This is a genomic window from Blautia massiliensis (ex Durand et al. 2017) (genome assembly GCF_001487165.1).
Classification (GTDB): domain Bacteria; phylum Bacillota; class Clostridia; order Lachnospirales; family Lachnospiraceae; genus Blautia_A; species Blautia_A fusiformis.
This window is the reverse complement of record NZ_LN913006.1, coordinates 1,448,134-1,474,837: the sequence shown is the minus strand read 5'-3', so window position 1 is coordinate 1,474,837 and position 26,704 is coordinate 1,448,134. Positions and strand designations below refer to the sequence as shown.

The 26,704-nt window shown below is 46.3% G+C and carries 23 protein-coding genes; 19 read left to right on the top strand and 4 right to left on the bottom strand.

Features of this window, described 5'->3' with window-relative positions; all coding sequences use genetic code 11:
* Positions 1–8: 8 nt before the first annotated feature.
* Positions 9–1,517, bottom strand: a complete 1,509-nt coding sequence (locus BN3261_RS07760; protein ID WP_059085926.1) for a 4Fe-4S dicluster domain-containing protein — start codon at positions 1,515–1,517, stop codon at positions 9–11.
* Between the two features lie 400 nt (positions 1,518–1,917).
* On the opposite strand from BN3261_RS07760, the gene BN3261_RS07755 reads away from it, so the two are divergent.
* From BN3261_RS07755 to spoIVA, 4 genes are all read left to right on the top strand, one after another.
* Positions 1,918–2,397 carry a complex I 24 kDa subunit family protein gene (locus BN3261_RS07755; protein ID WP_022426537.1) on the top strand — a complete coding sequence of 160 codons (480 nt, stop codon included), beginning with the start codon at positions 1,918–1,920 and terminating at the stop codon, positions 2,395–2,397.
* Complete coding sequence (locus BN3261_RS07750; RefSeq protein WP_059085925.1) at positions 2,394–4,265, top strand: NADH-quinone oxidoreductase subunit NuoF; 1,872 nt, start codon at positions 2,394–2,396, stop codon at positions 4,263–4,265. Before BN3261_RS07755 ends, BN3261_RS07750 begins: the two co-directional genes overlap by 4 nt.
* A 15-nt stretch (positions 4,266–4,280) precedes the next feature.
* On the top strand, positions 4,281–5,978 hold the full coding sequence (locus BN3261_RS07745) for a [FeFe] hydrogenase, group A (RefSeq protein WP_059085924.1): 1,698 nt from the start codon (positions 4,281–4,283) through the stop codon (positions 5,976–5,978).
* Positions 5,979–6,123: 145 nt separating this feature from the next.
* A complete protein-coding gene (gene spoIVA / locus BN3261_RS07740) occupies positions 6,124–7,593 on the top strand; it encodes a stage IV sporulation protein A (protein ID WP_022426914.1) in 1,470 nt (489 codons plus the stop codon).
* 36 nt (positions 7,594–7,629) lie between these two features.
* On the opposite strand, the gene BN3261_RS17680 is transcribed toward spoIVA, so the two are convergent.
* Complete coding sequence (locus BN3261_RS17680; protein WP_015525281.1) at positions 7,630–7,791, bottom strand: hypothetical protein; 162 nt, start codon at positions 7,789–7,791, stop codon at positions 7,630–7,632.
* Positions 7,792–7,931: 140 nt separating this feature from the next.
* Here BN3261_RS17680 and BN3261_RS07735 point away from each other — a divergent pair, with 140 nt between their 5' ends.
* From BN3261_RS07735 to BN3261_RS07700, 8 genes are all read left to right on the top strand, one after another.
* Positions 7,932–8,762 carry a transglutaminase-like domain-containing protein gene (locus BN3261_RS07735; protein ID WP_059085923.1) on the top strand — a complete coding sequence of 277 codons (831 nt, stop codon included), beginning with the start codon at positions 7,932–7,934 and terminating at the stop codon, positions 8,760–8,762.
* 16 nt (positions 8,763–8,778) lie between these two features.
* Positions 8,779–9,441, top strand: coding sequence for a hypothetical protein (locus BN3261_RS07730; RefSeq protein ID WP_059085922.1), 663 nt, complete (start codon positions 8,779–8,781; stop codon positions 9,439–9,441).
* A gap of 132 nt (positions 9,442–9,573) precedes the next feature.
* Positions 9,574–10,866 (top strand): MBOAT family O-acyltransferase, encoded by a 1,293-nt coding sequence (locus tag BN3261_RS07725; protein WP_330383292.1) that lies wholly within the window; start codon positions 9,574–9,576, stop codon positions 10,864–10,866.
* A gap of 15 nt (positions 10,867–10,881) precedes the next feature.
* A complete protein-coding gene (locus tag BN3261_RS07720) occupies positions 10,882–12,279 on the top strand; it encodes an alginate O-acetyltransferase AlgX-related protein (protein ID WP_059085920.1) in 1,398 nt (465 codons plus the stop codon).
* A 15-nt stretch (positions 12,280–12,294) separates the two neighbouring features.
* The gene (locus BN3261_RS07715) at positions 12,295–13,284 is read left to right on the top strand and encodes an SH3 domain-containing protein (RefSeq protein WP_059085919.1); all 990 of its coding nucleotides are present in this window, start codon (positions 12,295–12,297) and stop codon (positions 13,282–13,284) included.
* A gap of 28 nt (positions 13,285–13,312) precedes the next feature.
* Positions 13,313–14,272, top strand: coding sequence for a transglutaminase-like domain-containing protein (locus BN3261_RS07710; protein WP_021653022.1), 960 nt, complete (start codon positions 13,313–13,315; stop codon positions 14,270–14,272).
* Positions 14,273–14,418: 146 nt separating this feature from the next.
* A complete protein-coding gene (locus BN3261_RS07705; RefSeq protein ID WP_015525272.1) occupies positions 14,419–15,243 on the top strand; it encodes a S8 family peptidase in 825 nt (274 codons plus the stop codon).
* Between the two features lie 163 nt (positions 15,244–15,406).
* A complete protein-coding gene (locus tag BN3261_RS07700) occupies positions 15,407–16,618 on the top strand; it encodes an NADP-dependent isocitrate dehydrogenase (RefSeq protein ID WP_059085918.1) in 1,212 nt (403 codons plus the stop codon).
* 122 nt (positions 16,619–16,740) lie between these two features.
* Here BN3261_RS07700 and BN3261_RS07695 read toward each other — a convergent pair whose 3' ends face one another.
* Positions 16,741–17,538 (bottom strand): sirohydrochlorin cobaltochelatase, encoded by a 798-nt coding sequence (locus tag BN3261_RS07695; protein WP_059085917.1) that lies wholly within the window; start codon positions 17,536–17,538, stop codon positions 16,741–16,743.
* A 201-nt stretch (positions 17,539–17,739) separates the two neighbouring features.
* On the opposite strand from BN3261_RS07695, the gene hemA reads away from it, so the two are divergent.
* The 7 genes from hemA (at position 17,740) to BN3261_RS07660 (ending at position 25,369) form a co-directional block, all read left to right on the top strand.
* The gene (gene hemA / locus BN3261_RS07690) at positions 17,740–18,969 is read left to right on the top strand and encodes a glutamyl-tRNA reductase (RefSeq protein WP_059085916.1); all 1,230 of its coding nucleotides are present in this window, start codon (positions 17,740–17,742) and stop codon (positions 18,967–18,969) included.
* Positions 18,959–19,450, top strand: coding sequence for a precorrin-2 dehydrogenase/sirohydrochlorin ferrochelatase family protein (locus tag BN3261_RS07685; protein ID WP_059085915.1), 492 nt, complete (start codon positions 18,959–18,961; stop codon positions 19,448–19,450). Before hemA ends, BN3261_RS07685 begins: the two co-directional genes overlap by 11 nt.
* On the top strand, positions 19,437–20,330 hold the full coding sequence (gene hemC / locus BN3261_RS07680) for a hydroxymethylbilane synthase (RefSeq protein ID WP_022426910.1): 894 nt from the start codon (positions 19,437–19,439) through the stop codon (positions 20,328–20,330). The genes BN3261_RS07685 and hemC overlap by 14 nt, the downstream gene beginning before the upstream one ends.
* Complete coding sequence (gene cobA / locus BN3261_RS07675) at positions 20,327–21,832, top strand: uroporphyrinogen-III C-methyltransferase (protein ID WP_059085914.1); 1,506 nt, start codon at positions 20,327–20,329, stop codon at positions 21,830–21,832. The genes hemC and cobA overlap by 4 nt, the downstream gene beginning before the upstream one ends.
* Positions 21,833–21,834: 2 nt before the next feature.
* Positions 21,835–22,818: a porphobilinogen synthase gene (gene hemB / locus BN3261_RS07670; protein WP_022426908.1), complete on the top strand. Its 984-nt coding sequence runs from the start codon at positions 21,835–21,837 to the stop codon at positions 22,816–22,818.
* On the top strand, positions 22,818–24,098 hold the full coding sequence (hemL, locus tag BN3261_RS07665; RefSeq protein WP_015525262.1) for a glutamate-1-semialdehyde 2,1-aminomutase: 1,281 nt from the start codon (positions 22,818–22,820) through the stop codon (positions 24,096–24,098). The genes hemB and hemL overlap by 1 nt, the downstream gene beginning before the upstream one ends.
* Before the next feature lie 188 nt (positions 24,099–24,286).
* On the top strand, positions 24,287–25,369 hold the full coding sequence (locus tag BN3261_RS07660) for a lactonase family protein (protein ID WP_022426906.1): 1,083 nt from the start codon (positions 24,287–24,289) through the stop codon (positions 25,367–25,369).
* Between the two features lie 128 nt (positions 25,370–25,497).
* On the opposite strand, the gene aroC is transcribed toward BN3261_RS07660, so the two are convergent.
* On the bottom strand, positions 25,498–26,592 hold the full coding sequence (gene aroC / locus BN3261_RS07655) for a chorismate synthase (RefSeq protein WP_022426905.1): 1,095 nt from the start codon (positions 26,590–26,592) through the stop codon (positions 25,498–25,500).
* Positions 26,593–26,704: the final 112 nt, after the last annotated feature.

Sequence of the window (26,704 nt, the reverse complement as noted above, 5' to 3'; positions counted from 1 at the left end):
TGAGGTAGTTAGTTCAACTCCAGGTTTTCCAGTTCCTGTGAGGGGAGTTTTGGTTCTGAGCTGTCTACGTATTTTTTGAGGGCCTTGGAGGTTTTTGCGAAGCCGGCGTTGGTTCCGGCGCCTCCGATGCAGCCTCCGGGGCAGGCCATTCCTTCGATCATGCAGTTTTTGATCTTGCCGGCTTTTGCCAGAGTGAGGACTTTTTTGCATTCGGCAAGGCTTTCTGCGTGTTCGATGTGGACTGGTACATCGGGATAGTATTCCTTCAGACAGTTTTCGATGGCTCCGGCTACGCCGCCTGCAATGGCGTAGCCTCGTCCTGCTGCGGTTGCGGCCTGGGTTTCTTCCGGGAGCTCTTCGCAGGTGGATGGGGTGATGCTTTTGGCGTCGAACAGGCCCCAGAGTTCCTCGAAGGTGATCACGAAGTCTACATCACTTCTTACGGAATGTCGCATGGCTTCCAGTTTTTTGGAGGCGCATGGTCCGATGAAGACTACTTTCGCATGGGGGTGCTCTTTTTTTACGATCCGGGCAGTTGCCACCATCGGGGTCAGCTCCTGGGAGATGTTGTCGATCATAGCCGGGAAGTATTTTTTTGCCATGACGGACCAGGATGGGCAGCAGGAGGTGAGGAGGAACGGGAGGTGGCCGGTTGCTACTTCTTTGGCGTAGTGGTGTGCTTCAGAGATGCAGCCGATGTCTGCGCCCAGTGCTACCTCATAAATGTTTGAGAAGCCCAGCTGTTTGAGAGCGGAGCGGAATTGGCCCGGGGTGATGTCTTCGCCGAACTGATTGATGTAGGCGGGGGCGATTTCTGCAATGATCTCAGTTCCTTCTCGAAGGGCGTGGGACAGCTGGAAGATCTGGGATTTGTCGGAGATAGCTCCGAATGGACAGCTGACCATGCACATGCCGCAGGATACGCATTTATCCTGGTTGATGGAGGCGCGTCCCTGTTCATCGCTCTCGATGGCTTTTACACCGCAGGCACGTTCGCAGGGGCGTTCTTTATGGGCGATGGCATCGTAAGGACAGACAGCTTTGCATCTTCCGCAATGGATACATTTGTCCTGGTCGATGAAGGATTTTCCGTTTACCATGGAAATGGCGCCTTTGGGGCAGGTGAGTAAACAGGGATGTGCGACACAGCCGCGGCACATGTTGCTGACTTCGTATTTGTTGGATTCGCATGCGGAACATGCGGAAGGGATCACCTGCATAAGAGGTGGTTCATAATATTTCTCGTCAATGTTGCTGGCCTTCACGCCATCGGTAAGGTGGACGGAACGATTTTCCGGGCGGAGGGAAAGTCCCATGGCCAGACGGACACGTTCGCTTGCAACAGCTCTTTCACGATAGATGCTTTCGCGGTATTTCGCGCGTTCCTCTACAATATTGTAGGGAATGGATTCGATATCATGGATCATTGATTCGTCCGTGGATTCAAATCCGATCTTAGCAATTTCGGTAAAAATCTTTCGCCGGATCTGTTTTACTGGTGTGTCAAGATTTCGCATAGATGTTCTCCTTTACAAAATAAATTAATTAAATGTTTTCCACGCACTTTTTATCTATCTTAAAGTAATTGAGAAATAAAATCAATAACCGGCTTTAATGTTTTGGGGCAGAAACAAAGAGCAGATTTGTATCTTTATTATCAAGGCTGTTAAAAATTGAACATATTTTATGGAAAATAGATACAAAATCAGTAAGCCACTGTAAACATTTCAATATATTCTGAAAAAAGCAAAAAAACCGCTTGTGAAAAATGACCATATAAGTTATAATTAAAGGCATGAAATAGTGCAAAATAATGATTTGCATAAATGCGCGGCACTGACAGAGTGTTAAAGCATTAACCTGTAGTGGAACAGGTTGATCGAGTGGAAAATCTATGAGAAACAAGGAGGGAACCGAATGTTAGACCAGACGTATTACAAGAAAACGGATGAGATCATCGAGCACTACGGCCGGAAAGCTGCATCACTGATTCCGATCATGCAGGATATTCAGGCTGAGTACCGTTATCTTCCGGGAGAGCTTCTTACTTATGTTGCGGAACAGATTGGTGTAAAAGAAGCGAAGGCGTACAGTGTAGCTACTTTCTATGAAAACTTTTCCTTTGAGCCGAAGGGCAAGTACATCATCAAGGTATGTGACGGTACTGCCTGTCATGTACGTAAGTCCATGCCTGTAAAGGAAGCAATGCTGAAGGAACTTGGACTGAGTCATAAGAAGCATACTACAGATGATATGATGTTTACCGTTGAGACAGTTTCCTGTCTTGGTGCCTGCGGACTTGCACCGACACTGACTGTAAATGATGAAGTTCACCCGAAGATGACTCCTGAGAAGGCTGTTGAGCTTTTAAATGAATTGAGAGGTGAGAGCGTATGAGTATAACCAGTATGGAAGATCTGAAAAACAAACAGGCTGAGGTTAAGAAGAATCTTGATGGCTATACCTGCCGTGTTCTCGTCTGTTCCGGTACCGGATGTATTGCTTCCGGTGCTCAGAAGATTTATGAAGAAATGTCAAGACTCTGTGAGGGAATCGAGGGTGTTGCGGTTGAGATGCAGAAGGATGTTCCTCATGTAGGAATCGTTAAGACCGGATGCCAGGGCTTATGTGAACTTGGTCCTCTTATGAGAATTGAGCCCTATGATTATCAGTATGTACATGTTCAGGTAGACGACTGTCGCGAGATCGTAGAGAAGACCGTGATCTGCGGACTGCCTGTTGAGCGTCTGTTTTATCGTCATAATGATGAGGCCTGTCCACATCCCAGTGACATTCCGTTCCTGAACCAGCAGACAAGGATCGTTCTTGAGAACTGTGGCAAGATCGATGCAGAGTCCATTGATGAATATATTTCCGTAGGCGGATTTTCCGCTATGGCGAAGGCTTTCTTTGAGATGACCCCACAGGGTGTTATCGACGAGATCTCGAAGTCTGGTCTCCGCGGCCGTGGCGGTGCAGGCTTCCCTGCAGGCAAGAAATGGTCACAGGTTGCACGCCAGCCGGAAAAAGTCCGTTATGTAGTATGTAACGGTGATGAGGGTGACCCGGGAGCATTTATGGATGGTTCCGTAATGGAAGGTGATCCTTACAAGATGATCGAGGGTATGGTGATCGCTGCCTATGCAGTAGGTGCAGAAGATGGTTATATTTATGTGCGTGCCGAGTATCCTCTTTCTGTACAGAGACTTCGAATGGCTATTGAGCAGGCAGAGTCCTATGGCCTTCTTGGTGATAATATCCTTGGTTCCGGTATTAATTTCCACTTACATATCAATCGCGGTGCCGGAGCGTTCGTATGTGGTGAAGGTTCTGCCCTGACTGCTTCTATCGAAGGCAACAGAGGTATGCCTCGAGTAAAACCTCCGAGAACGGTTGAGCAGGGCCTGTGGGGTAAACCTACGGTTCTGAATAACGTAGAGACTTATGCCAACGTACCGAAGATTATCCTTCAGGGAGCAGACTGGTTCCACACCATCGGTACAGAGGGAAGCCCTGGAACCAAGACTTTCTCACTTACCGGTTCCATTGAGAACACCGGTCTTATCGAGGTTCCAATGGGAACAAGCCTCCGTCATATCATTTATGACATCGGTGGTGGTCTTAAGAGTGGTGCTGCATTTAAGGGTGTACAGATCGGTGGTCCTTCCGGTGGATGTCTGATCGACGATCAGATCGATCATCCGCTTGATTTTGATTCTGTTAAGAAGCTGGATGCCATCATGGGTTCCGGTGGACTTGTTGTTATGGATGAGAATACCTGTATGGTAGAGGTTGCGCGTTTCTTCATGAGCTTTACACAGCGTGAGAGCTGTGGTAAATGTGTTCCCTGCCGTGAGGGTACCAAACGTATGCTTGAGATCCTGGAGAGAATCGTTGCAGGTAAGGGTGAGCTTTCCGATCTGGATGAGCTGGAAGAACTTGCAAACATGGTTCAGAGTATGGCTCTGTGCGGACTCGGTAAGAGTGCACCGCTTCCGGTCATCAGTACTCTGAAGCGTTTCCGTGACGAATATGTAGAGCATATCGTAGATAAGAAATGTCGTGCGAAGGTCTGCACGGCGCTCCGTCAATTCCATATCAATCCTGAGTTCTGTATCGGCTGCGGCAAGTGTGCGAAGAACTGTCCGGCTGGTGCGATTTCAGGAAAGATCAAGCATCCACATGTAATCAACAACGACGTATGTATCAAATGCGGATCCTGTAAGGATAACTGTAACTTTGATGCGATTTATGTGGAAGCATAGAAGGGAGGATATCTTATGGGTACAATGACAATTGACGGAAGAAAAGTAGAATTTACTGACGAAAAAAATGTCCTGACAGTTATCAGGAATGCCGGTATCAATATCCCCACACTGTGCTATCATTCAGAGGTTTCCACCTTTGGTGCCTGTCGTCTCTGTACAGTTGAGGATGACAGAGGCAAAACATTTGCCTCCTGTTCCGAGCAGCCGAGAGACGGAATGGTTATCTATACCAACTCCGGTCGTATTAAGAAATATCGTAAACTGATCGTGGAGCTGCTTCTTGCAGCACATTGCCGTGACTGTACAACCTGTGTAAAGAGCGGTGAATGTATCCTGCAGGAGCTGGCACATCGCCTTGGCGTGCGGGATATCCGTTTTGAAAATACAAGAGAACAGCACGAGATCGATGACAGTTCACCGTCCATCATCCGTGATCCGAACAAATGTATCCTCTGCGGCAACTGTGTACGTGCCTGCGAGGAACTTCAGGGAATCGGAGCTCTTGGATTCGCATTCCGTGGAACAGAGGCTATGGTCATGCCTGCATTCAATAAAAAGATTGCTGAGACACAGTGTGTAAACTGTGGTCAGTGCCGTGTTTACTGTCCGACAGGAGCCATCTCCATTCGTACACATATGGATGAGGTTTGGGATGCACTTGCGGACAAGGATACCCGTGTGGTTGCCCAGATTGCGCCGGCAGTCCGTGTAGCAGTTGGTGATCACTACGGCCTCACAAAGGGCAGGAGCGTTATGGGCAAGATCGTCAACGCACTCCACAGAATGGGCTTTGATGAAGTATACGATACCACATTCAGCGCCGATCTTACTATTATGGAAGAGACCAAGGAGTTCCTAAACAGAGTGGAGAAGGGTGAGAATCTTCCGCTTCTGACTTCCTGCTGTCCTGCATGGGTGAAGTTCATCACAGATCAGTATAAGGAATATGTTCCGAACATTTCTACCTGCCGTTCCCCACAGGGAATGATGTCTGCGGTTATCAAGGAATACTTCCGTGATCCGGAGCATGCAGCAGGCAAGAAGACCGTTATGGTTTCCATTATGCCATGTACAGCCAAGAAGGCAGAGGCAATCCGCCCCAACAGCTTTACCGATGGCGAGCAGGATACCGATATCGTTATCACAACCACAGAGCTTCTCCGCATGATCGATAACTTTGGTCTTGATTTTGCAACACTGGATCCGGAAGCATGCGATATGCCGTTTGGATTTGGTTCCGGCGGTGGCGTTATCTTCGGTGTTACCGGTGGTGTTACCGAGGCAGTTCTTCGAAGACTGAGCCCGGATCACAGCAAGGAAGCCATGCATGAGATTGCAGAGTGCGGTGTTCGTGGTGAAGAGGGAATCAAGGAATTTACCGTACCGTACAAGGGAATGGATATCAATATATGCGTAGCCAGTGGCCTTGCAAATGCAAGAACCGTTATGGAACGTGTAAAGAACGGCGAGGCAAACTATCATCTGATCGAGGTTATGGCATGCCGCCGTGGATGTATCATGGGTGGAGGTCAGCCGACCAGATCCGGTGACAGAACCAAGGCAGCCAGAGCAAGAGGTTTGTACAATGCAGACAATACCATGATCATCAAGAAATCCGATGAGAACCCACTGGTTCTGGAGCTTTATGAGGGACTCCTCAAAGGCAAAGAGCATCATCTGCTTCACAATGAGTTCTATATCAAAGACTGATATGAGGAATACAAAGAGCTGCTGTTCCCGGTGAACAGTAGCATATAAGAAGCCTTCCGGGCATATACTGTGGTATGCGGGAACTGTCTTTTTTAAGACGTTTCCCGGAACTTACAGGCCAGTATATGCAGGGAGGCTTTTTTATATGGAAAACTTTCAGGTTTACCGTGATATCCAGGCGCGGACGGGCGGGGATATCTACATAGGGGTTGTGGGACCGGTCCGTACAGGAAAATCCACATTCATCCGGAGATTTATGGAGCTGATAGCACTGCCATCGATCAGCGAGGGAAAAAGAGCAGAACTTCAGGATGAACTGCCATTAAGCGGTGCCGGAAAAATGATCACCACCGTAGAACCCAAATTTATTCCAAAAGAAGCAGTGGAAGTATCCATAGGGGAAAACCAGAAAATCCGGGTAAAACTCATTGACTGTGTAGGCTTTCTGGTAAAAGATGCATCCGGAAATGTGGAAGAAGGCAGGGAGCGGATGGTCAAAACACCATGGCAGGAAAAAGCGATCCCGTTTCATGATGCGGCCCGGATTGGGACGGAAAAAGTGATCAGCCAGCATTCCACCATCGGGATTGTAGTCACAACAGACGGAAGTTTCGGGGAGATTCCCAGAGAAAATTTTATCCCGGCAGAGGAACAGACCATAAAAGAGCTGAAAGTCCAGGGAAAACCCTTTCTGATCCTAGTAAACTCCCAGACTCCCTACAGTGAGGAAACCGGAAAAACTGTAAAACATCTGGAAGAGAAATTTGGAGTATCCGTTCTGGCAGTCAACTGTGAACAGCTTCGAAAAGAGGATGTGACCAGAATCCTGGAGAAGATCCTTTATGAATTCCCGGTCAGTGAGATAGAGCTTTTTGTTCCCAGATGGGTGGAGATGCTTTCTCCGGAACATGAGGTAAAGGCGGCTCTGTTAAATGAGATTCGGGAAAAGATGACCAGACTTACTCATGTGCGTGATGTAAGCAGAGAATCAGTATATCTGGAAAGTCCATATGTGGAAGATACATTGCTTGAGCAGGTCAGTCTTTCCGATGGAAAAGTCCGTATCCGGATCGCAGTAAAAGACATTTATTATTATCAGATGCTCAGTGAAATGAGCGGGATATCCATGGAAAGCGAATATGAACTGATCCAGACCATAAAAGAGCTTGCCGGTATGAAGGAACAATTTGTAAAAGTCCAGGCTGCCCTGGAAGCGGTAAAAGGAACAGGGTATGGGGTTGTGGTGCCTGAGCTTTCCGAGATCACTATTGAGGAACCAGAGGTGATCCGTCAGGGAAATAAATTCGGAGTAAAGATCCGGTCAAAAAGTCCGTCCATTCATATGATCCGGGCGGGAATCGAAACGGAGATCGCTCCGATCGTTGGTACAGAACAGCAGGCGGAGGACCTGATAAAGTATATCAGAGAAAGCCCGGAGCGAGGGGAAAGTATCTGGGAGACCAATATTTTCGGAAAATCCATCCAGCAGCTGGTGGAAGACGGAATCCGGAACAAGCTGGCCATGATCAGCGAAGAAAGTCAGGTGAAGCTTCAGGATACTATGAAGAAGATCGTAAATGACAGCAAAGGCGGACTGGTGTGTATCATCATATGAATGGAGAATAGAATTGCAAAGCAAAAAGGACGTTCTTCAGCAGACGTCCTTTTTTTGATGTTGTTTTTTCCATTCTGCGATAAACTGAAGCTGTTCCTGGTCAGATAGTTCCTGGGAAGCGGCGTCATTTCCTGCAGCGGCACAGCAGAAAAGAACAAAGATCTGGAGTCCGAAGAATACAAGAAAAAAGAGAAGCATAGAAAAACCTCCTTTATTTTTCAGATATGTTAAGTATTGGAGGAGATAATGTATTTTATACATTATATTGCAAGAAAATCAGAGCAATGCTATAATTATCACCGGGTATGAAGATTTTTAAAACAGGAGGAAAAGAAACCATGAAAAAGAGAAGATTCGCACAGCTTGTTCTTATGATCACAATGCTGTTTTGCCTGACATTTGGCACAGTGTGTGCGCAGGCGGCAACAACAGCAACCACAACAACCGCAAAAGCAGCTGTTAAAAATGGCTGGAAAAAAGAGGGCGGTCAGTATTATTACTACATCAAAGGTAAAAAAGTTACCAACAAATTAAAAAAGATCAATGGTGCGATATATTATTTAGGCTCGAATGGTGCAAGAAAGACCGGATGGTATACAGTAAAATCCGGAAATACCTACAAAACCATGCAGTTTGCTTCCAACGGAAAATACACTGGGAAATCCAAAAAAGCAAATGCAGAACTGATCAAGATGACAGATTCAGTGCTTCGCAGCCAGAAGATTTCTGCAAGTCTGACTACAACTGCGCAGAAAAAAACGGCTCTTCAGAAATTGTTTAACTGTTCCAAAAAATACGGATATATGAGAATGAAGGGCTTTGACGGAAAACCTTTGCAGTTTACAAAAGGTAAAAGCCAGATGTTTGCATATCTGACCATGGGAATGGAAAAAGGAAACTGCTACGGTGTTGCATCAGCCTTTGCAGTACAGGCTAAACGTGCAACAGGACTTCCGGTCCGTGTATGCTGGGGAAAAAGTAATGTATTTAATAAAAATAAATGGCAGCCACATGGATGGACAGAGATCAAGATTGGAAATACCTGGTATACATTTGATGCAAATGCAGCAGGAAACAAATCCAGAAAAGATGTTAAATATTATATGCAGAAATCTTCATCCATGAAAAAATACTATAAAACTGAAGGAAGAGAAGATATCGTTCTCTAAAGAACAGGAGCAGATCATGAAAAAGTGGACAAAGAAGATCCTGGCAGCAGTACTTTGTCTGATGATGCTCCAGATGCCGGCAGCTGAACCGCTTATTGAGGTTCAGACTGTACAGGCAGCATCTACAGCCAAGGCAGCCAAGGTAAAAAACGGTCTCAAAAAAGAGGGCGGACAATACTACTATTATGTGAAGGGAAAAAAAGTAAAGAATACATGGAAAACCGTGACTGTCGCTAATAAGACTACCGGCAAAAAAATGACATACAGATACTATTTTTCCAACACCGGAAAGGCATATAAAGGTGGAACATTCTTCGGGGAGAACTATCTCCTTGTAAAAAAGATCGGCGGGAAATACTATGGATTTAACCGGTATGCACAGATGGTAAAAGGAGTTTATTATTCCGCATATGGACAGTCCAGAGCCGGATTTTATGCTTTTAATACAAAAACCGGTGTATACGATGCCAGAACATCTTCAAGATTAAGGAAAGCATTTGTAAGAGAAAAGAGTTCTGCAGCACTGCGGAAAGCCCTTGGCAGACCTCTTCGTACCAGAAAGACAGATGGCTGTTATGGTGACGGACAGGAATATCTGTTGGAATACACAAGATTCTGGGTCAATACATACAAAGACAAAAAAGGGAAGGAAATCGTACTGGACGTGATCAGCAAATAAGATTCGCCAGACCGATAAATAAATATAATTATGGTTTTCAGTTCAATGGTATTTCTGTGTGTATTTCTTCCGGCTGCTTTTTGTCTGCATCTCCTTTTACCTGGGATGCGGGCCAAAAATTTTTTGCTTGTAGTGGCAAGTCTGGTCTTTTATGCATACGGAGAACCGATTTATGTAATATTACTGGTTGCTTCATCGGCGGGCAACTATATTTTAGCGCGCCTGACAGGGGAATGTCCGAAGATCCGTAAGCTCACAATGACATTGGCTGTGGTGATAAATCTCGGTCTTCTTGTGATCTTTAAATATTCCGGATTTCTGGTGGAGACATTTAATTCTGTTACCGGTGCCGGAATTCCGGTTCCGCAGGTCCGGATGCCGATCGGAATATCGTTTTTTACTTTTCAGGCACTTTCCTACGTGATCGATGTTTATCGGGGAGATGCTTCGGTTCAGAAGAATTTCGGAAAGGTGCTTCTGTATATCTCATTTTTCCCACAGCTGATCGCGGGACCTATCGTCAAGTATCATGATGTGGAGGCGGAGATCAATAATCGTAAGCAGACGCCAGAGGAAATCGGAAAAGGAATCCGGCGTTTCATTGCAGGTTTGAGCAAAAAGGTTCTTATCGCCAATACAATGGGACTTGTGGCGGATAATCTCTTTGGTGCGGCAGCAACCGGAATCACCGGTCCGGGTGCTTGGCTGGGCGCAGTTTCCTATATGCTGCAGATCTATTTTGATTTCAGCGGCTACAGTGATATGGCGCTGGGACTCGGAATGATGTTTGGATTTCATTTCCATGAGAATTTTGATTATCCTTATATTTCTGCCAGTATCCGTGAATTCTGGAGAAGATGGCATATGTCTCTTTCAGGATGGTTTAAGGAATATCTGTATATTCCGTTAGGGGGAAACCGCAGAGGGAAATTCCGTACAGTGGTCAATAAAATGATCGTTTTTGTGTGTACAGGTATCTGGCATGGTGCCTCCTTTAATTTTCTGTTCTGGGGAATTTATCATGGCTTTTTCCTGATGCTGGAAGAGTATATCCCATTTATCGGGAAAAAGGACGGAAAACTCAAGAGCTTTTTTCAGCATGTCTATGCACTTCTGGTAGTTTGTGTTGGCTTTGTGTTTTTCCGTGCGGACACTATGAAGCAGGGATGCTTCTGGATCAGAGAAATGTTTACGGATTTTGGATGGAAGGCTTCCGCAATGAGCCTTACACTGCAGCAGCTGACACCGGTATATCTTGTAACGCTGGCAGCGGCACTGGTCGCAGCAGTTCCGGTAAACAGCATGCTGAAAAAGTATAAATGGTATGAAGGCTTTACCTATGTATTAAGTCTGGCTGGTTTTGCGCTTTGTGTATTGAGCCTTGCCGGCGGAACCTATAATCCGTTCATCTATTTTCGATTTTAAGAGGAGGCAGAAAACATGAAAAAATTGCAGGTGCTTTATATTACTGCATTTTTTGCAGCTTGTCTTGTGCCATCTCTGGGGATGGCGGTGACAAAGCAGGAAGCATCGTCTGAAAACCGAAGACTGGCTGAGTTTCCTGAACTGAAAAAAGAAAACGAGATCAATACCCGTTGGCTGCCGGAAGCAGGCGAATATTTTCAGGAACATTTTGCGTTTCGAAATGAGCTGGTAACGGCAAATGCTCTTCTGAACGGGAAGATTTTCGGAGTATCTACTGCAGATGGTGTGATCCAGGGAACCGATAACTGGCTTTATTATAAGGATTCGCTGGAGGATTATCTTGGAGAGGAGCTTCTTTCCGAGAGAAGCCTTTTTAATATTGCACATACACTGGCCATGATGCAGGAGACATTGAATGAAAAAGGCGTGCAGTTTCTTTTTACTGTGGCACCTAATAAAAACTCACTCTATGGAGAGAACATGCCGTACTATGACAGCCTGAAGGTATCATCGGACAAAAACCTTGTTAATCTTCAGAAATATCTCAGACAGGAACAGGTTTCTTACGGAGATCTGTATGAGACTCTTTCAGAAGAGAAAGAAGTTCTTTATCACAAAAGAGATTCACACTGGAACAACAAGGGTGCTGCAGTTGCGGCGGAAACATTGCTGTCTTCTCTGAAAAAGGAGCATGTTTCCTATAAGAAGGAACCCTATACTATAAAAACAGATTTCACAGGAGATCTGGATGAGATGCTGTATCCTCTTGCAACGACACCGGAAGAGGAAGTTTATTATGACAGACAGACAACATTTGCCTATGTGGGAGAAGTGGGAAGTAATTTTGATCCGAAGATCACAACGGTAAATCCTGTGAAGGAAGGAAGTCTGGTCATGTTCCGTGATTCTTTTGGTAATGCACTGCTTCCGTTTATGGCAGATGCTTATTCCAGTGCGTATTTTTCCAGAGGAGTACCTTACCAGATGAGTGAAGTGGATGAGAAGAATGCAGATACTGTGATCGTGGAACGGGCAGAGCGTTTTCTCCCGGAAATGGCACAGTCACCGCCGATCATGGAAGGACCGGAGTGTCAGGTGAATGTTACGGAAGAAGATACGGTTCCTGCCGGTGCCGGAGCAGTTCAGTGCGAGATCCAGGGAAATCTGGAAAAGATCACAGGTTGTATTGAAGAAAAATATCTGGATACAGACAGCAGGATTTATATAAGATTGAACCATGATAAGATTTATGAAGCATTTCCGATGGATGTTTCCACAGAAGATGGAAAAACGGACAGCAGCGGTTTTTGCTTATATCTGGACCGTTCACTTCTTGCAGCAGACGGAAATCAGATCGAAATTCTTACAGGCAACAAAGATTCAGCCCGTATAATAGGCGGACTGACACTATAAAGGAGGATATAAGAAATGAGAAAAAAAACAGTACAGGTGCTTTTAGGGGCAGCATTGATCGCAGCGATGTGTCTGGGGGCACCGACAGCTGCTTTTGCAGACGAGACAACGACAAAGGAGGAAACCGCAGAGAAAACTGGCGATAAAGATTCCGCAGAAGAAAAAGAGACCGCAGAGGATTTTCAGATCGGAGAGCTTACAGTAAAAAATCAGAGCGGACTTGAGGTGAAATCCGCAGAGCTTCAGGATGCAAAAGAGGATGACAGCAAAAAGAAAGACTCCAAGGATGCGGCAGGTCAGGATCTAGTGATCACCATGAAAGATGGTACAGAGCATACCTTCCGGAATGTGACACCGGATGACTGGAAAGAACCTGTTTTTTATAATGAGTATGAGATCCTTTATATTTCCTACACGGATGAAAAAGGAAAATCTCAGGAAGCGCTGGAAGATGCGAAGGAGACTGAGCTGGAAGAAGCTGCCACTACCTATGCAAAATCCAATGTAAATATCCGTGAAAAAGCGGATACAAAATCAAAATCCCTGAAAGTAACATCTCTTGGAACCGAGTTCAAGGTAACCGGTGTATGCCCTGGATGGCTGAAGGTTGAAGGAGATGGTGTTAAGGGATATGCGGCACATACATACTTCACTTCCAATAAAGATGAGATCGACAAGCTGGTAGCAGAGCAGAAAGCAGCTGAAGAGAAAAAAGTGGCAGAGGCAAAAGCGGCATCAGAGGCACAGGCAGCAGCAGACGCGCAGGCAGCGGCAGACGCGCAGGCAGCAGCGGACGCACAGGCAGCGGCAGACGCACAAGCAGCGGCAGACGCACAGGCAGCGGCAGAGGCACAGGCAGCATCAGAGGCACAGGCAGCAGCAGAGGCAGCAGCATCAGAACCTACCGAAGTTAGCCGTCAGGCCTATGATGACTGTGACGGAAGTGGTCATGGCTACTATGAGATCACCTATTCTGACGGAAGTGTGAGATACGAAGAGTATTGATTAGAATGAACGATAAGGAAAGATACGTATGAAAAGATTAAAATTGTTTTTTATGGCGATGGTCATGCTTTTTGCGGTGCAGATCTGCACGGTTTCCGTAACCTGTGAGACGCAGGCAGCAACTACTACGGCAACTGTAAAGAAGAAAACCGGTCTCTACAGAGAAAAAGGAAAATATTACTACTACACCAAGGGCAGAAAGATCAGAAACCAATGGAAGACCGTAAAGGGAAAACGGTATTATTTCGGGCCTAAATATTATGCGTTAACTTACCATAACAAGATCGGTTCCAGGATCTATGTGTTTGATACTGCAGGACGCCTTTTGAACGGAAAGACGTCACGTATCGTAAATGTAGGAAAATATTCCTATTACGTAAATAAATATGGAAATCCTTCAAAGGGTTGGCTGTGCCTTCCGGATAGAAATCTTTACTATGCGGATTCCTGGGGACGTTTTTACAAAAACCGTACTCTGGAGGGAATCCGGTTTAACGGAAAGGGGCAGGCTGTAAAAAATGATATGCGCAGTCTGAAGCTGCATTGTATAGGCGTGGTCCAAAATATTACAAGAAGTGGAATGTCCAAAAGCCAGAAGCTACAGGCGTGCTGGAGTTATGTGATAAATAATACCTATTATTCATCGGCCTATTATCCGAATTTAAATCAGAATGACTGGTGGAGAATGACTGCGTGGAGAACGCTTGCTACAGGAAAGGGAAACTGTTATGGCTATGCCTGTGCATTTGCCGCACTGGCAAGAGAGATCGGATATGATCCATATGTGGTATGCGGTCGTGTTCCGGGAACCAGAGATGGAGCCGGGGATGGCTTTACAAGACATAGCTGGGTGATCATAAACGGACTTCATTATGACCCGGAAGGACAGGCTAAGGGCTGGCATACCGGTGTTTATGGAAGCTACAGCTACGGAATGGATAATCAGATCCAGAAAACAGTTAATTTCCGTACAGGAAGAGGAAACTAAATAAAATATACAGCAAAGATCCCGGGGATTCAGATGTAAGATCCCGGGGTCTTTTTATATAAAACGAGTAGCGGGAAAGATGTCCGCAGAATAAGCTAAAGAAAGGTCAGCTGTCCGACGGGAGAGCTTTGGAAAGGTATAAAAGGATGTATACAGGAAAAGGGATAGGCGTGGCGGTTCTGGACACCGGTATTTTTCCTCATATAGATTTTGGCAGCCGTATTTCCGTGTTTCGTGATTTTACAGGAGTCAGACGCAGCCCATATGATGATAACGGACATGGGACTCATGTCAGCGGGATCCTTGCAGGGGACGGAACTGCATCAGGTGGAAAATATAAAGGGGCTGCACCTGGCTGCAGTATCGCTGCTCTGAAGGTTCTGGATCGTTTCGGGAACGGAAGCAGGGAGGATGTGATGCGGGCATTTCGGTGGATCATGGAGTTTGGAAGCATTTATCATATCCGTATCGTTAATATTTCAGTGGGAACAACATCCCGGGATCATAAGGAACAGACAGATCTTCTTGAAGGAGTGGAAAAACTTTGGGATCTGGGATTTGTGGTGGTAGCTGCAGCAGGAAATCAGGGACCGGGGGCCGGCACGGTAACAGCACCGGGAAGCAGCCGGAAGATCATTACCGTAGGCTCCAGTGATATGCTGAATGGCAGAAAGGCAGTTTCCGGAAGAGGCCCTACTTTTGACTGTGTGTGCAAACCGGATCTGGTAGCGCCGGGAAGCCAGGTCATTGCCTGTGCACCGGGACTGCCGTACTCATATGGGCTCAAAAGCGGAACCTCCATGTCGACGCCTCTGGTGTCAGGAGGGATCGCCTGCCTTCTGGAAAAAGATCCCCGGCTTTCTAATGTAGAGGTAAAGATGTTGTTAAGAGAAAATGCAGAAGATATGGGACTTCCCAGAAATCAGCAGGGATGGGGAAAATTTAACTGTGAAAAACTGTTGGCAGGCTGAATTATTATACAATTCTTATAAACATAGTGTGGTAAAGCACAAAAGCGTTGACGGAACCGGAAAATATGAGTACAATGTACAGTAAAAGTGCTGAAGAAAGATTCTAAAGGAAAGAGCACCTGGAATCCGAACAGGAGAATAAACCTCAAAAGGAGAAAATAATATGGAAAAAATCAAAATGCAGACACCTTTAGTTGAGATGGACGGAGACGAGATGACACGTATCCTGTGGCAGATCATCAAGGATGAACTTCTCACACCGTATCTGGAACTGAATACAGAATATTATGATCTTGGTCTTGAGCACAGAAATGAGACAGATGATCAGGTTACCATTGATGCAGCAGAAGCAACCAAGAAATACGGAGTAGCCGTAAAATGTGCCACGATCACGCCAAACGCAGCCAGAATGGAAGAGTATGACCTGAAAAAAATGTACAAGAGTCCAAACGGAACGATCCGTGCTATTCTTGATGGAACTGTATTCCGTGCGCCGATCGTTGTAAAGGGAATCGAGCCATGTGTAAAGAATTGGGTGAAACCGATCACACTTGCACGTCATGCATATGGAGATATCTATAAGAATACAGAATTTTATATTGACAAGCCGGGAGATGCATATCTTGTATTTGAGGGCGAAGACGGAGAAGAGCGTAAGGAGCTGATCCAGCATTTTGATGGAGCAGGTGTTCTCCGTGGCATGCATAATCTTGATGATTCCGTAAAGAGCTTTGCGAGAAGCTGCTTTAATTATGCACTGGACACAAAGCAGGATGTATGGTTCGGAAGCAAGGATACCATTTCCAAAACATACGATGGAAGATTTAAAGAGATTTTCCAGCAGATCTTTGATGCAGAGTTTAAGGATAAATTTGAGGAAGCCGGCCTGACCTATTTTTACAGTCTGATTGATGATATCGTAGCCCGTGTTATGAAGGCAGATGGCGGTTTTATCTGGGCATGCAAGAACTATGACGGAGATGTTATGAGCGACATGGTATCTTCCGCATTTGGCTCTCTTGCCATGATGACCTCTGTACTGGTATCCCCGAAGGGATATTTTGAGTATGAGGCTGCCCACGGAACAGTTCAGAGACACTATTATCGTCATCTTGAGGGAAAAGAAACATCCACAAACTCCGTTGCAACGATCTTTGCATGGACAGGAGCTCTCCGCAAGAGAGGCGAGCTGGACGGAAATGAAGCACTTGCTGATTTTGCAGGAAAACTGGAAAAAGCAACACTGGATACCATTGAAAGCGGAAAGATGACCAAGGATCTTGCACTGATCACTTCCCTGAAAGAGGTACAGGTATTGAACAGCAAAGAGTTTATCCTTGCTGTAAAGACAAAACTGGATGAACTGATGGCATAAATAACAGGAATTTCAGAATTTCAAGTAATTTCATAAAAAATAAAAAACTGCACCGGAAGATCCAGGGATGGATCACGGTGCAGTTTTTTTATGAGGGATATATATGGATCATCTGATCTCTGTCAGATCGAAGCGTTCATGGCCTGCTGTACATGTTCCACAAGGATCTGCCGGACCTGGGGATATTCGCCAAGTCCCTTCAGTACAGGGGTGACTTCATATCCTTCGGAAGAAAGACGGTTCATCCAGGAGTACGGATCTGCACCGGCCAGATCGTTCTGTGCATGGTCGCCGGCTACGATCATGAAAGGCGCCAGCACGATCTTTTTCGGATGAAAGCTGTCGGCAGCCCGGAGAAGGGAGTCCAGGGCCGGATAGGCTTCTACAGTTCCAAGAAAAATATTTTTATGTCCGGTATCTTTAAAACGGTAATCCAAAGCAGCGTAAACCGTGTTTGCGTAGTGTTCTGTTCCATGTCCCATCAGTACAAGTGCAGTGTCCGGATCCATGTCCCGGAATTCATCTGCAACTACCCGGACGATCGCCTGGTTATCTTCTTCTGTTGTGAGAAGAGGATTTCCGAAAACAATACTGGAAAAACGGTCACGAAAAGAAAGCGCATCGGCTTTCATCTGATCATTTTCGATACCGTTGATCACATGAGTCGGCTGTACGATCACATCGGTGATACCATCCAGAAGCATCTGTTCCAGAGCTTCCTTTACCGTGTGGATCGTAAGACCGTCCCGCTTTTTTAGTTTGGCAATGATCATTTTGCTTGTCCATGCACGGTAGGTGGGACAGGCCGGGAATGCATCGGCAATATCGTGCTCGATGGCCTCGATGGTAAGCTTACGGGTGTTTTCATAGCTTGTGCCGAAACTTACTACTAGGATCGCTTTTTTTGAAGCTGAGTTCATACGGGGATTTCCTCCATCCTGATAATTATGGTGATTATGATAAATTCTTTATATTTCTCCGCTGGAATATAAAGATGATCCGCAATTTCTACCATAAGATATTATAAAAGGGAGGGCTGACATTGTCAATCGTAGTTGACTTTCCTTACGGAAATGTTTATCATTATAAAAGATTGTGGAAACAAAGGAGAAACGTAGGACATGAGTATATTCATGATTGGAATCGATCATAATATGGCACCTGTAGATGTCAGAGCGCAGTTTGCTTTTACCCGTAAAAATACCGGAGAGGCGCTGCGCAGGCTGAAAGAAGAAGCTGGGATCTGCGGGTGTATTATTCTGTCGACCTGTAACCGGCTGGAACTGTGGGTAAGTACTGCAGATGAGGAGAAGCCGGACCTGTATCAGTGGCTCTGCTCGTTGAAAGGTGTGCAGGGAGAACAATACCAGAAGTATTTTACCAGCAGAGAAAACGAAGAGGCGGTGGAACACCTGTTTTATCTTACCAGCGGACTGAAATCCCAGATCCTGGGGGAAGATCAGATCCTGACCCAGGTAAAAGATGCGTTGAGTATGTCAAGGGATGAGTTTACCACAGACAGTGTTCTGGAGGTGCTTTTCCGTATGGCGGTAACTGCAGGCAAGAAGATCAAAACGGAAGTGCCGTTTTCCCATGGAAATCCTTCTGTGATCCATCAGGCCATCCGTTTTCTGGAAGAGGGCGGTTATCATGTTCGCAATAAAGTCTGTATGGTGATCGGAAACGGTGAGATGGGGAAGATGGCTGCCCAGACACTGCGTGAAGCAGGAGCGGATGTGACGGTTACGATCCGTCAGTACAGAAGTGGTGTTGTGAGCATTCCTGTTGGATGCAGCAGGATCAATTATGGCGAGAGAATGGATTATCTGCCGGAGTGTGACCTGGTGGTCAGCGCAACAGCAAGCCCCAATTATACACTGACGGAAGAATTGTTTGAGGATGTACGTGTGGAACGACCTATGATCCTTATCGATCTGGCAGTTCCAAGAGATATTGATCCGGAGATCCGAAAAAAAGATAACATCACACTTTATGATATGGACAGCTTCCGAACCGGCGAGACACCGAAGGAACTTGCAGATAACCTAGAAGCAGCAGGATCCATTGTGAAGGCCCAGATGAACGAATTTTTCCAGTGGCTGGAAGGTCGTGATATCATCCCGCGCATCCAGGAGATCAAAGCGGATGCTGTGGAAGATCTGAACCTGAGGATCGAAAAAATCTTCCGGAAAACTCCTATGGAGGATTCAGACAGAGAAAACCTGAAAAAAGCAGTGGATACTGCAGCCGGAAAGGTTGTGAACAAGCTGATCTTCGGGCTTCGGGACAGTCTGAACCAGGATGCTTTTCTGGAATGTGTGGAAGGACTGGAGAAACTTTATGAAGAATAAACCTTATTTCCCCATGTTTATAGACCTGTCCGATAAAAATATCGTTGTGGCAGGTGGTGGTAATATTGCTACCAGAAGAATAAAAACTCTTCTGAAATTTACAAGAAATATCACGGTAGTGGCTACAAAAGTGACCCAGGAGCTTATGGATCTCGGGAAAGCAGGAACCGTGACTCTGCATATCCGTCCCGTGAAACGTTCTGATTTTGCCAATGCATATATGGTGATCGCAGCCACCAATGACTGGAAGCTGAATGATGAGATCCACCGTGTCTGTAAGGAGGAGGGCATTTATGTTAATGTAGCCTCCGACCGGGAAGCCTGTGATTTTTATTTCCCAGGCGTATATATGCGGGATGAAATGGTAGTTGGAGTTACAGCCAGCGGACTGGATCACAAAAAAGCAAAGCGTGTAAGGGAAGAGATCCAGAATGCGCTGGAAAAAGTATTGGGAGAGCAGGATGAAGATGAAGAGAGATAAGATCGTGATCGGCAGCAGAGAGAGTAAGCTTGCAGTGCTGCAGAGCGAAATGGTCCGTGACTACATAAAAGAAAAAAATCCGGATCTGGAAGTGGAAATCCTCACTATGAAAACTACCGGGGATATCATTCTGGACCGTACACTGGATAAGGTTGGCGGAAAAGGGCTTTTTGTAAAGGAGCTGGATAAAGCACTGATAGATGGAAGAAGTATTCTTTCTGTACACAGCCTGAAAGATATGCCTATGGAGGTTCCGGAGGAGCTGCCGCTTCTGGCTTTTTCCAAAAGAGAAGATCCGAGAGACGTACTGGTTCTTCCTGAGGGAGCTTCTGAACTTGATAAAAGCAAGCCCCTTGGATGCTCCAGCTTAAGGAGAACCTTACAGCTTAAAAAACTGTATCCGGATATGGATGTCAGAAGTATCCGCGGAAACCTTCAGACAAGACTCCGGAAGCTGGATGAAGGACAGTACAGTGCATTGATCCTGGCTGCTGCCGGCCTTAAGAGACTTGGACTGGAATCCAGGATCAACCGGTATTTTACAGCAGATGAGATCATTCCGGCTGCTGGTCAGGGAATCCTTGCTGTACAGGGAAGAAAAGGGGAAGCTTATGATTTCCTGGAGGGCTACTGTGATAAGGATGCCTGGACCGCGGGAAGTGCGGAGCGTGCTTTTGTAAAGCTCCTGGATGGAGGGTGCTCTTCTCCGGTGGCTGCCCATGCGGAAATTCTCGGGGATGAGATCTATCTCAGAGGGCTTTATTATAATGAAAAAGACGGTTCCTATGTAACAGGAACACTGCGTGGCAATAAGGCAGATGCGGAAAGCTTAGGCAGGGAACTGGCAGAAACTCTTCGGAAAAAAGGAGAAAACAGATGAAAACAGGAAAAGTATGGCTGGTAGGAGCGGGTCCTGGCGATATCGGCCTTTTTACATTAAAAGGCCTCAAAGTGCTGGAACAGGCAGATGTGGTCGTCTATGACAGTCTGGTAGGTCAGGGAGTTCTGTCAAGAATCCCGGAAAATGCTAGGCTGATCAATGTAGGCAAACGTGCCAGTCACCATATCATGCGTCAGGAAAATATCAATCAGGTACTTCTTGAGGAGGCACAGCGGGGTCTTCGTGTGGTGCGCCTGAAAGGCGGAGATCCATTCCTCTTTGGAAGAGGAGGAGAGGAGCTGGAGCTTCTTCGGGAGAATGGGATCCCTTATGAGGTTGTTCCGGGTGTTACTTCCTCCATTGCAGTACCGGCATATAACGGGGTTCCGGTAACACACAGGGATTTCTGTTCTTCAGTCCACATCATTACAGGACACAAGAAAGCCGGAGAAGAATATGATATAGACTTCCAGGCACTTGTTGATACAAGGGGAACGCTTGTATTTCTGATGGGCGTGTCCGCACTTCCGGATATCTGCGAGGGTCTGATAGGTGCAGGAATGGAAAAGGACATGCCTGCGGCGATCCTGCAGAAGGGAACTACAGCAGGTCAGAAACGGATCGTAGCAACAGTTTCTACCCTGGAAGAAGAGGTGAAACGCCAGGGGATCGAGACACCGGCGATCATTGTGGTGGGTAAGGTGTGTACACTGGCAGAGAAGTTTGGCTGGTATGAAGAACTGCCGCTTTCAGGATGGAAGGTCCTTGTCACAAGACCGAAGGAGCTTGTTTCCAGAACTGCGGACATGCTTCGTGAAAAAGGCGCGGAGGTTCTGGAGCTTCCGGCGATCCGTACTGTCCCCATGGAAGACCAGAGCCGTCTCTATAAAGCGCTGGATCACCTGGAGGAATATCAGTGGCTTGTATTTACCAGCCCTACAGGTGTAAGGGTATTTTTTGAAGAACTGATTCGTCATGGAAAAGATATTCGTGCCATGGGAAATACCCGTCTGGCCGTGATCGGGGAGGGAACAAAAAAGGCCCTGCAGGAAAGAGGATTGCTGGCAGATTTTGTGCCGTCGGTATATGACGGGGATACTCTTGGAAAGGAACTTTCAGAGCTTCTTTCCGGTGGAGAAAAGATACTTATCCCGCGGGCAGAAAAGGGCAATGAAAAGCTCACGGCATTTCTTGCACAGGCAGGTGCTGTGATTGAGGATGTTCCGACCTATCAGACTCTTTACGAAAAGAGCCAGCTCATCGATGAGAAGAAGGAATTTGAAACAGGACAGATCAGCTGTGCGGTGTTTACAAGTGCCTCCACTGTGAAGGGATTTGTAGAGGGAACAAAAGGACTGGATTATTCAAAGGTTAAGGCGGCCTGCATCGGCAGACAGACGAAGGCGGCTGCTGAGAGCTTTGGAATGAAAGCATATATGTCAGAAAAAGCCACCATTGACAGTCTTGTCAAGCTGGTGGAGGATATGAAAAGGAGCGAATGATCATGGAACTGACAAAAAGACCAAGAAGATTAAGAGGTAGCGAAAACCTTCGTAAGATGGTACGTGAGACAAGAATGGATAAATCTTCTCTTATGTATCCTATGTTCGTAATGGAAGGAGAAAATAAGGAAGAAGAAATTCCGTCCATGACCGGGCAGTACCGTTACAGTCTGGACCGTCTTCCGTATAAACTGGAGCAGCTTTCCAAAGCCGGTGTAGGAAGTGTGATGTTTTTTGGTATTCCTGACCATAAGGATGAAGTGGGCAGCGGTGCCTATGATCCGGAGGGAATCGTTCAGAGAGCTCTTCGCATTGCAAAAGAGAAATTTCCGGAGCTTTATTATGTAACAGATGTATGCATGTGTGAGTACACTTCCCATGGTCATTGCGGCGTTCTCTGCGGTCATGATGTGGACAATGACAAGACGCTGGAGCTTCTTGCAAAAACAGCACTTTCCCACGTGGAGGCAGGTGCAGATATGGTTGCTCCGTCTGATATGATGGATGGTCGTGTTGCAGCGATCCGTCAGTGTCTGGACAAGGCAGGGCATTATACAACACCGATCATGTCCTATGCAGTAAAATATGCTTCTGCATTTTATGGCCCGTTCCGTGAGGCAGCAGATTCTGCTCCGTCTTTTGGGGACAGAAAAAGCTACCAGATGGATCCTCACAACAGTAGAGAAGGGCTGAAAGAGGCACTTGCAGATGTGGAAGAGGGTGCAGATATCATCATGGTAAAACCGGCTCTTGCATACCAGGACATGATCTGGCAGGTAAAGGAGATCACAAACGTTCCGGTTGCCGCATACAGTGTCAGTGGTGAGTATGCAATGGTAAAAGCAGCAGCTGCAAACGGCTGGATCGACGAAGAAAGGATCGTGGGTGAGATGGCTACAGGAGCATTCCGTTCCGGTGCGCAGATCTATCTTACCTATTATGCGGAGCTTCTGGCAAGACTTATGGATGAAGGGAGGATCGGCTGATGACAAGATCAGAACAGTTATTTGAGCGTGCGGTAAAAAGAATCCCGGGAGGCGTAAACAGCCCGGTAAGATCTTACGGAGCCATCGGTGAGGCACCTCGTTTTATTGAAAAAGCAGATAAATGCTACATCTATGATGTAGATGGAAACCGTTATGTGGATTACATTGATTCCTGGGGCCCGATGATCCTGGGACATAATTTCCCGGAGATCCGCGAGAGTGTGATCAAGGCCTGCGAAAATGGCCTGAGCTTTGGCTGTGCTACAGGAATCGAAGTAGAGATCGCAGAATTTATCTGTGAACATATTCCACATGTAGATATGATCCGTATGGTAAACTCAGGAACAGAAGCTGTTATGAGTGCCATCCGTGCAGCAAGAGGTTTTACCGGAAAAGACAAGATCATCAAATTTGCAGGTTGCTATCACGGACACAGTGACTGCCTTCTGGTAAGTGCCGGCTCCGGTGTCATGGCAAGTGGTATTCCGGACAGCGCCGGTGTTCCGAAGGGCTGTACACAGGATACCATGACGGCTACCTACAATGATGCCGCCAGTGTGGAAGCACTTCTCAAACAGGAAGAGGGAAATGTGGCAGCCGTGATTGTGGAGGCAGTAGGAGCAAACATGGGTGTGGTTCCTCCGAAACCAGGTTTCTTAAAGCGGCTTCGTGAGCTTTGCGATGAGCATAATTGTCTGCTGATCTTTGATGAAGTGATCACAGGCTTCCGACTTGCCTTTGGCGGAGCAGCAGAGTATTTTGGTATCCGTCCGGATCTTGTCACCTACGGGAAAATAATCGGCGCAGGAATGCCGGTAGGCGCTTATGGCGGACGTAAGGAGATCATGGATCTGATCTCACCGTGTGGTCCTGTATACCAGGCAGGTACCTTAAGCGGAAACCCGGTTGCCATGGCTGCAGGTTTCACACAGCTGAAATATCTCTATGAGCATCAGGAGATATACAAAGATCTGGCTGCCAAAGGTGAGAAGCTTTACGGCGGCTTGAAGAAGATCGTGGAGGAAAAAGGTCTTCCATATCAGGTAAACTATGATTCTTCTCTGGCAAGTATTTTCTTTACAGACCAGGAGGTAAAAGACTATGTTTCTGCAAAAACATCCAACCTGGAGCTTTTTGCAAAATATTTCAAGGGAATGCTGAAACGAGGCATTCATCTTGCACCTTCCCAGTTTGAGGCGATGTTCCTTTCCACAGCGCATACAGATGAAGTAATTGATGAAACTCTGGAAGCAATGAGAGGCGCTTTGGGAGATCTGTAAAGAGGCGTAATGGATGCGCAGGAGCCGATCCATTTGCGTGGATCATGTGTGAACGCCATAGTGAACGGCAGCTTTGCATAAAAAATTGCACAAAAGATAACAGGATGGTAACTTGTTCTTGCAGAAGCTTTGTGATAAAATAAACACAAAAATACGTAACCAATGTAAAAAGCAGGAGGCCAGAACTTATGGGAAAAAAGAAGTACGTGGCTTACGTGGGAACATATACCCATGGAACCAGTAAGGGAATTCAGGTATACGATGTAGATGTAGAAAAAGGAACACTCACAGAACGAAGCGAAGTGGAAGTTAGCAATGCTTCTCATCTGGCAGTATCAAAAAACGGTAAATATCTGTATTCCATTGAGGATGAGGGTGTAGCTGTATTTGAAAGAGACAAGAACGGTGATCTTACCCGCCTCAACAGTGTGGATATCAACGGAATGCGAGGCTGCTATCTTGCAACAGATGTGGACGGAAGATATCTTTATGTGGCGGGGTACCATGATGGTAAGGTAACGGTTGTACATACACATAAAGACGGCCGTCTGGGAAGTGTTATGGACGGCGTTTTCCACAAGGGACTTGGAAGCGTGGCAGAGCGTAACTTCCGTCCGCATGTTAATTGTGTACGTCCGACACCGGATAATAAGTATCTCTGTGCGGTAGATAATGGTATCGATCAGGTTAAGATCTATCGTATCAATAAGAAGAAAGACAAACTGGAGCTGGTTGACATTCTTCGCTGCCCGAGAGAGAGCGGCCCTCGTATCATCCGTTTCAGTGATGACGGAAGATTTGCATATCTTCTTTTTGAGCTCAGCAATGAGGTGAAGGTATACAGCTATGACGGAAGCGGTAAGAATCCGGAGTTTCAGCTGCTTCAGAGTATTACCACTCTTGGAAAAGAGGATTCCAATGATGCGCTTCATAACGCAGCTTCCGGTATGTCTCTTTCTGCGGACGGTAAATATCTTTTCTGTACAACAGCAGGGGAAAATACTGTGACTATGTATGCAGTAGACCAGGAAACAGGCCTTCTGACCAAGAAATTTACACTTCCGATCAGTGGTGATTACCCGAAGGATCTTATGATCTTCCCGGATAACAAGCATATTGCTGTTGCCAATCATGCCAGCAACAGTATTACCGTTTTCACTGTGGATTATGAAAAGAATATCATCATGATGAACGAAAAACCAAGAAAGATCGAGACACCGAACTGTATCCATATCTGGCCGGTACCGGATACATGGGAGCAGTTGGATTAAGAACAGGATTGATCAAAGTAAGTCTTGCACAGGCAGACAAAAACAGACTCAGGGACGAGTAGGAACTTTCCCTGAGTCTGTTTTTTTGCGCATTTATAATTTTTTATCTGACAGGTCAAAATGTGAAATTACCGCTGATAAAATTCGTGGATACGATCCATCCGTGCACTCATATTGTTAAAAAGTGCATCTGTAATGGTAAGTGCTGCCATAGCTTCCACAACGACTACTGCACGCGGTACGATCACCGGATCATGCCGGCCCTTGATCTCAAGCTCCAGGTTTTCTCCGGTGTTGGTCACAGTAGACTGAGACTGACTGATGGAAGGAGTAGGTTTGATATGTGCACGGAGTATGATATCACTGCCGTCACTCATACCACCCATAATACCACCTGCGTGGTTGGAAGTTTTGGAAATAATGCCGTCTTTCTGTACAAAACCGTCGTTGTCTTCGGAACCTGTAAGACGTGTCACGTTGATGCCGTCACCGATCTCAACAGCTTTTACAGCACCGATGGACATGATCGCATGAGCGAGGGTAGCATCCAGCTTGTCAAAAACCGTATCGCCCAGACCGGCAGGAACGTTTTTGATGCGGCATTCAATCACACCGCCGGCACTGTCCTGACTGTTCAGACATTGTTCGAGATAGGCAGATGCCTTTGCAGCTGCGTCGGCATCTGGCATGCAGAGTGCATTATTTCGGATCTCTTCTTCTGAGAAGGACCGGATCTCTACAGGACCGATGGATCTTGCGTAGGTAGTAAATGTAATGCCAAGTTCGTTTAACAGCTTGATGGCAATGGCACCAGCTGCCACACGTCCGGCGGTTTCTCTTCCGGAGGAGCGTCCACCTCCACGGTAATCACGGAATCCGTATTTCTGGTCAAAGGTAAAGTCTGCGTGACCGGGACGATAGGAGTATGCGATATTTCCGTAATCTCTGGAACGCTGATCTGTATTGCGGATCAGAAGAGAAATTGGAGTACCGGTAGTCTTTCCTTCAAAAACTCCGGAAAGGATCTCCACCAGATCTCCTTCCTTACGGGCAGTTGTATAACGGCTCTGACCGGGCTTCCTCCGGTCAAGAAAAACCTGGATATCTTCTTCGCAGAGAGAAAGACCTGCGGGACAGCCGTCGAGAACGGCACCGATAGCCTTGCCGTGAGATTCTCCCCAGGTGGTAACCACGAATTTTTTTCCGAATGATGACTGACTCATTTGTATAACTTCCTTTCGTTGGAATTCTGGAATCATTATATAGGAAGCCGGAAAAAATGTAAAGAACGTGGAAGGCAGAATGAATTTTTATGTAAAGATCATGTGAAATTAT